Below are 6,514 nucleotides of genomic sequence, written 5' to 3'. Positions count from 1 at the left end.
CTCAGGATCCGGGTCGGTGCCGGCCGCCGGCACGACCACTGCGACGATCGCCTGGCCCCATTGCGGATCGTCGACGCCGACCACGGCGACGTCCCGCACCGCAGCGTGTTCGATCAGCACGTCCTCCAACTCGGCGGGCGCGATGTTCTCGCCACCACGGATGATGGTGTCGTCGCTGCGCCCACCGATAAACAGGTAGCCATCGGAGTCGAGGGTGGCGATGTCTCTGGTCGGAAACCACCCGTCGGCGTCGAGCACCGAGCCGACTCCGGTGTAACGGCCCGAAACCTGCTCACCGCGCACGAACAACTCACCGGTCTGCCCCGGGCCCAGCACCGTGCCGTTCTCGTCGCGGACCTGGACCTCGATGCCCGGTACCGGTTGACCGACCGAACCCAGCCGCTTGACGACTGCGGGATCCGATGCGGCTTGGGCCTGGCGGTGATCCTCCGGGGTGAGCACCGCGATCGTCGAACTCGTCTCGGTCAATCCGTACGCGTTGACGAAGCCCACGCCGGGCAGCAGCTCGAGGGCCTTGCGAACCAGCGGTAAACCGACTTTCGATCCGCCGTAGGCCAGGTTGCGCAACGACGGCAATTCATGGCCGCCGCCCTCCAACACGGTCACGATGCGATCGAGCATGGTCGGCACCACGGTTGCGGTGGTGACGTGCTCGGCGTTGATCAGCCGCACCCATTCCTGCGGATCGAAGCTGGGCAGGTAGACCATCTTGCGTCCGGCATACAGGTTCGACAGCGCCGCGCTGACTCCGGCGATGTGATAGGGCGGCACGCAGATCAGCGCCGCGTCGGCCGGCTCAGCAGAATCGAATTCCACCGATCCGGTGATGTAGCTGGTCAGGTTGTTATGCGTGAGTTCGACGGCCTTGGGCTGCGAGGTGGTGCCCGACGTGAACAGCACGATCGCGACCGCGTCCGGGTCGGCAAACTCTGCCGCCGGTTCGGCGCCTTGGGCCGCGGCCAAAAACTCATCGGAGTCGATCACCTGTTGACCGACCTCACCGAGCATGTCGCGGTATCGGCTGTCGACGATCACCAGTGGTTCGGGTAGCCGCTGGATCAACGCCTGGATACCCTCCGCGGCCAGCCGGTAGTTGATCGGCGTGAACGCCCGCCCGGCCCGCGCCGAGGCGAATATCAGCAGCGGGAGCATCGCGCCGCCGGTGCCGACGTAGGCGACATGCTCGGCGTTCGATCCGGCGATGACGCCCGCGCCGCCATCGGCGAGATCGCTGAGTTGCTGCGTGGTCAACCGGGTATCGCCCGAGACGACGGCCGTTCGGTCGGGATTGCTCGACAAAGCCATCTCGAGAAGTAACGAAATGCTCATCCTCGAACTCTCTGTGGTCCACCCGTTACAAATGCGGCCGGAAGTGTCACGCCTTCCAGTAGTTTAGATCACGCAACTATCGCCGGTGATCAGGTCCCGGTCCAGCGGGCGGGACGCTTCTCCGCGAATGCGATAGCGCCTTCCTTGGCGTCGTTGGAGGTGAACACCGGCGTCAAGATTTTGTTCTGTTCGGCGAACATGGTGTCCGGGCTCCAGCCGCGGGATTCCACGATGATCTGCTTGGTGGCGGCCACTGCGAGCGGTCCGTTGGCGGTGATCTTCTCGGCCAACGCGATCGCGGCCTCCAGCGCGCCGCCGGGCTCGGCCAACACATTGACCATGCCTAGCTCGTGCGCTCGCTCGGCGCTGAAGTTTTCGCCGGTCAGCGCCAGTTCCATCGCGATGGCGGACGGGATGCGCGCGGGCAGCCGCAGCAATCCCCCGCCACCGGCGACCAGCCCGCGCTTGACCTCCGGAATGCCGAACGCAGCGTCTTTGGACGCCACGATCAAGTCGGTGGCCAGCGCCAATTCGGTGCCACCGGCCAGCGCATAGCCTTCGACCGCGGCGATCAGCGGCTTAGTCGGTGGACGCTCGGTAAAGCCCATCCCGCGGCCCTCGACGATCGGAACCTCGCCGCGAGCAAACGCCTTGAGATCCATGCCCGCGCAGAACGACCCGCCCGCGCCGGTCAGGATGCCCACCGACAGGCCCTGATCGTCGTCCAGCCGGTCCACCGCGTCGGCCAGACCCCTGGCCACCGCGGCGTTGACCGCGTTCTTGGCCTTCGGCCGGTTGATGGTGACGATCAGGATCCGGTCTCGCTGCTCGACGAGGACCTCGGGTTCTTCGTTGCCGGCTTCAGTGCTCACAGTGTTCATTGCGCTGTCGCGCTCCTTAAGAATCATGACTGGCTGTCGTGGAGATGGTATCCAGCGCTAACATCACTGCGACATGACGGCATCCGATATCGAACCTAGCGAGACCTCCAAGTGGGATCCCGGACTCACCGAACGCGTGATCGGGTTGATCCGTCCGCTGATCAAGGGCTACCACCGGGCGGAGGTGCGCGGGCTGGAGTCATTCCCGCCGGGTGGCGCACTCGTGGTGTCCAACCACTCCGGCGGGTTGTTCCCGATGGACGTTCCGGTGTTCGCCACCGGTTTCTACGAGATGTTCGGATATGACCGGCCCGTCTACACCCTGAGCCACGACGTGTTGTTCACCGGCCCGATCGCGGAGTTCTTCGTCCGCACCGGCTTCATTCGCGCCAACCACGAAAACGCCGACGAGGCACTGCGATCCGGCGGTGTAGTGGTGGTGTTCCCGGGCGGCGACTACGACGTGTACCGACCGACGCTGGCGGAGAACATCGTTGATTTCGACGGGCGCACCGGATACGTGCGGGCGGCGCTGAACGCGGGGGTTCCGATCGTGCCCGCCGTCGCGGTCGGCGGTCAGGAAAACCAGATCTACCTCTCTCGCGGCATGGGGTTGGCCCGGGCACTGCGATTGGACAAGCTGATGCGGGTCAAGATCCTGCCGATTTCGGTGGGCTTCCCGTTCGGGCTGTCCGCGGTGGTGCCGCCCAACCTGCCGCTGCCGACCAAGATCGTGATGCAGGTTCTCGAGCCGATCGACGTAAGAGCCGAATTCGGCGAGGAGCCCGACATCGACGCTGTCGACGCACACGTTCGCCGCGTCATGCAGCAGGCGCTCAATAGTTTGGCGAAAGAGCGTCGCCTCCCGGTCATCGGCTAACGACAGTGGCGCCGCTCGGCCTACTGGCCAGCATGGTCCGCGCGGGAATCATCGCTCCGCTGCGGCCGGATAAGTACGTGCGGATCGCTGCCGTCGCGCGACGCGAAGGCCTCTCCGTCACAAGCGGATTCGCGATGTCAGCCCAACGCTGCCCAAACCGTCCGGCACTGATCGACGAGCTGGGGACGCTGACATTCCGTGAGCTCGACCAGCGCGGCAACGCGTTGGCGGCGGCGCTCCAGGCTCTGCCCGGCGGCACACCGGAAGTCGTTGCAATCATGTGTCGCAACCACCGCGGTTTCGTCGAGGCGCTGATGGCGGCCAACCGGATCGGCGCCGACGTGCTGCTGCTGAACACCTCCTTCGCCGGGCCGGCACTGGCTGAGGTGGTCAATCGCGAAGGCGCGGATGCGGTGATCTACGACGAAGAATTCACCGACTCGGTGGACCGCGCGCTGGCCGACAAGCCTGACGCCACCCGCGTCGTCGCATGGACCGACCAGCCGCACGACACAGGTGTCGAAAAGCTGATCGCCGCCCACAGCGGTGAGCGCCCCGCTAAAACGGGCCGTCACGGAAAACTGATCCTGCTGACGTCGGGAACTACCGGTAATCCCAAGGGCGCCAAGCACTCCGGCGGCGGTGCAACCGAACTCAAGGCGATGTTGGACCGGGTGCCGTGGCACACCGAAGAGACGACCGTCGTGGTGGCACCGATGTTTCATGCCTGGGGCTTTTCGCAGCTGATTTTCGCCGCGTCGATGGGCTGCACGGTGGTCACCCGGCGCAAGTTCGACCCGGAGGCCACCCTCGACCTCATCGACCGTCACCAGGCCACCGGCCTGTGCGTGGTGCCGGTGATGTTCGACCGGATCATGGACCTGCCCGACGAGGTGCGCCGTCGCTATAGTGGTCGGTCGCTGCGCTTCGCCACCGCGTCCGGATCACGGATGCGCCCCGACGTCGTCACCCGGTTCATGGACGAATTCGGCGACATCATCTACAACAACTACAACGCCACCGAAGCCGGCATGATCGCCACCGCAACACCCACAGACTTGCGGGCCGCGCCGGATACCGCGGGAAAACCCGCTATCGGCACCGAGATTCGCATCCTGGACAGCGAGCTTCGCTCGGTGCCGACCGGCGAGGTCGGTCAGATCTTCGTGCGCAACTCAAACCGCTTCGACGGCTACACCTCCGGTGCGGGCAAGAACTTCCATGAGGGTTTCATGGCATCCGGAGACGTCGGCCGGCTGGATGAGGCCGGGCGGCTGTACGTGGTCGGGCGTGACGACGAAATGATCGTCTCCGGCGGCGAGAACGTCTATCCGATCGAGGTGGAAAAGACGTTGGCGGCTCACCCGGACGTCTCCGAAGCCGCGGTGCTAGGCGTCGACGATGAACAGTACGGACAACGGCTGGCGGCCTTCGTCGTACCGACAGCGGGCGCCGAAGTCACCGTCGACGGCCTCAAGCAGCATGTCCGCGACAACCTGGCCAACTACAAGGTGCCCCGTGAGATCGTCGTGCTCGACGAGCTGCCGCGCAGCAGCACCGGCAAGATCGTCCGCCGCGACCTGTTGGCACGGCTGGCTGATTAAGCCTGCGCCATCGCGTGCTCGATGACCGTGAGCTTTTCGGAAAGCCCTGCAGCACGGCGGATTTCGACGAACTCATCGATGATGGCGTCGGTGACCTCATGCGGGTCCTCGACGGTGGCGCCATCGGCAAGCACCGAGACGTTGAGCTGGTCGACATAACTCCAGACCGTGATATTCAGGCCGCTGCCGGCGGTCAACGGTCCCACCGAATAGATCTCGGTAACCAGCGCGCCGCCGACCCGCCCGTGTTCGCGCGGACCAGGCACGTTGGAGACATTGAGGTTGAGCACCTTGTTTTGGCCGTCGCGACTGGCCATCCAACGAAACAGCGACTCCGATGGCGCGGGTGGAAAGTAGGCCGCCCACCGGCTGACCAATTCCGGCCCAAGCAGATGATGGCTCTCCTTGGCATCGACCGCGTTGTCATGGGAACAGCGCACCCTTTCCAACGGATCGTCGACATCGGCGGGCAAGGCCACCAGCATTCCGGTGAAGTAGTTACCCGAGATCCGATCCGGCGAGAAGTCGAAGCTCACCGGAACCGAGGCCAGCAGTGGGTGATCGGCTTTGCCGTCGTAGCGCAGCAGGAGCGTGCGCAATGCCCCCGACGAGAGGGCCAGCACCATGTCGTTGATCGTGACTCCCAGCCGCTTGCTGGTCTCTTTGATGTCCGCCAACGCCAAGGTGGCGGTGGCGAATTTGCGGTCCGGAGTGAGCATGTGGTTCATGAAGGTCGGCGGCGGGGTGAACGGCCGGGTCAGTTCGGGTGACAGCTTGCGCGGGCTGCGGCGCACCCGGTTAAGCCCCTGCATGGTGTAGCTGATCGTGCGGGGGATCCGCCCGATGTGGCGCACGTGATCGGCGAATGCCGAGCGGACCAGCTCGCCCTTGGTCGGAGCGGGGTCGGCCTGATATTTCGTCCGGTCGCGCTCCGGTCCGGCCTGTAGATCCATGCCGCGAGCCAACAGGTTGGCGGCGGCAACACCGTCGGCGAGCGCATGGTGGATCTTGCCGACCACCGCGATCCGGTCGTTGGCCAGACCCTCGACGAAATACATCTCCCACAGCGGATGGCTGCGGTCCAGCGGGGTGCTGGCGATCTCGCCGATCGCCTCGTCAAGCTCGCGGCGCCCGCCCGGCGCGGGCAGCCGCCAGGGCCGGATGTGGTACGTCAGGTCGACTTCGCAACTCTCCCGCCACATCGGGTGATGCATCTTCAGCGGAATGTCGACCAGCTGGTAGCAGAACGGTTCCAGTTTGTAGAGCCGACTGTGGATGACCCTGCGAAACGTCTCGATATCGAAGTCGCGGCGATCGGGGTCGAGCTCGATCACGGCGATTTTCAGTGTGTGCATATGCACATTCGGTGTCTCGCTGTAGAGCAGCACCGCATCCCAGCCGCTGAGCCTTTTCACCTGCGTGCCTCCCTCATGCAGGGACCTTACCGTCGGCAGGCTGCTAGATAACCTCTTTGGCAGTGTTTTTCGCCCTGATCAGGGCGGTTTCGCGGTGGACCTGGTTGAGAAACAGCCCCACTGCGGTCGCCGTCGGACCGGTGCGCGCCCCATCGGTCAGATCAAAACCGTGCCCGGCACCGGGCAACTCCACGTAGCTGACTACCGAACGCGAAATCGACCTCAGTCGCTCAACGAAGCTGCGCGCCTGCGCTACCGGTATCACCGTGTCGTTGCTGCCGTGAATCACCAAGAACGGCGGGGCTTCCGGATGTACCCGGGCAATCGGCGAAGCGTCGCGGAAGACCTCGGGATGACGGTCGATCCTGCGCTTGACGACTACCC

General features: G+C 64.9%; 6 protein-coding genes. 2 read left to right on the top strand and 4 right to left on the bottom strand.

Annotated features, from left to right (window positions below; genetic code table 11):
• A partial coding sequence (locus WB785_RS15750) for a class I adenylate-forming enzyme family protein (protein ID WP_424080258.1) occupies positions 1 to 1,350 on the bottom strand: 1,350 nt, incomplete at its 3' end.
• A gap of 89 nt (positions 1,351 to 1,439) precedes the next feature.
• Complete coding sequence (locus WB785_RS15745) at positions 1,440 to 2,231, bottom strand: crotonase/enoyl-CoA hydratase family protein (RefSeq protein ID WP_424080257.1); 792 nt, start codon at positions 2,229 to 2,231, stop codon at positions 1,440 to 1,442.
• Between the two features lie 73 nt (positions 2,232 to 2,304).
• Here WB785_RS15745 and WB785_RS15740 point away from each other — a divergent pair, with 73 nt between their 5' ends.
• Entirely contained in the window at positions 2,305 to 3,111 is an 807-nt protein-coding gene (locus tag WB785_RS15740) for a 1-acyl-sn-glycerol-3-phosphate acyltransferase (protein ID WP_424080256.1), read from the top strand.
• Between the two features lie 5 nt (positions 3,112 to 3,116).
• Complete coding sequence (gene fadD12, locus WB785_RS15735) at positions 3,117 to 4,715, top strand: acyl-CoA ligase FadD12 (protein ID WP_424080255.1); 1,599 nt, start codon at positions 3,117 to 3,119, stop codon at positions 4,713 to 4,715.
• On the opposite strand, the gene WB785_RS15730 is transcribed toward fadD12, so the two are convergent.
• Both WB785_RS15730 and WB785_RS15725 read right to left on the bottom strand, forming a co-directional pair.
• On the bottom strand, positions 4,712 to 6,130 hold the full coding sequence (locus tag WB785_RS15730; RefSeq protein ID WP_424080254.1) for a WS/DGAT/MGAT family O-acyltransferase: 1,419 nt from the start codon (positions 6,128 to 6,130) through the stop codon (positions 4,712 to 4,714). The two genes, fadD12 and WB785_RS15730, sit on opposite strands and share 4 nt — an antisense overlap.
• 43 nt (positions 6,131 to 6,173) lie before the next feature.
• Positions 6,174 to 6,514: alpha/beta hydrolase family protein (locus tag WB785_RS15725; protein ID WP_424080253.1), on the bottom strand; the 341-nt coding region annotated here is incomplete at its 5' end.

Origin of the sequence: Mycobacterium sp. (genome assembly GCF_049585075.1) — a bacterium.
Classification (GTDB): Bacteria; Actinomycetota; Actinomycetes; order Mycobacteriales; family Mycobacteriaceae; genus Mycobacterium.
The sequence above is the reverse complement of the archived record's forward strand: the minus strand, read 5'-3'. Positions and strand labels throughout refer to the sequence as shown.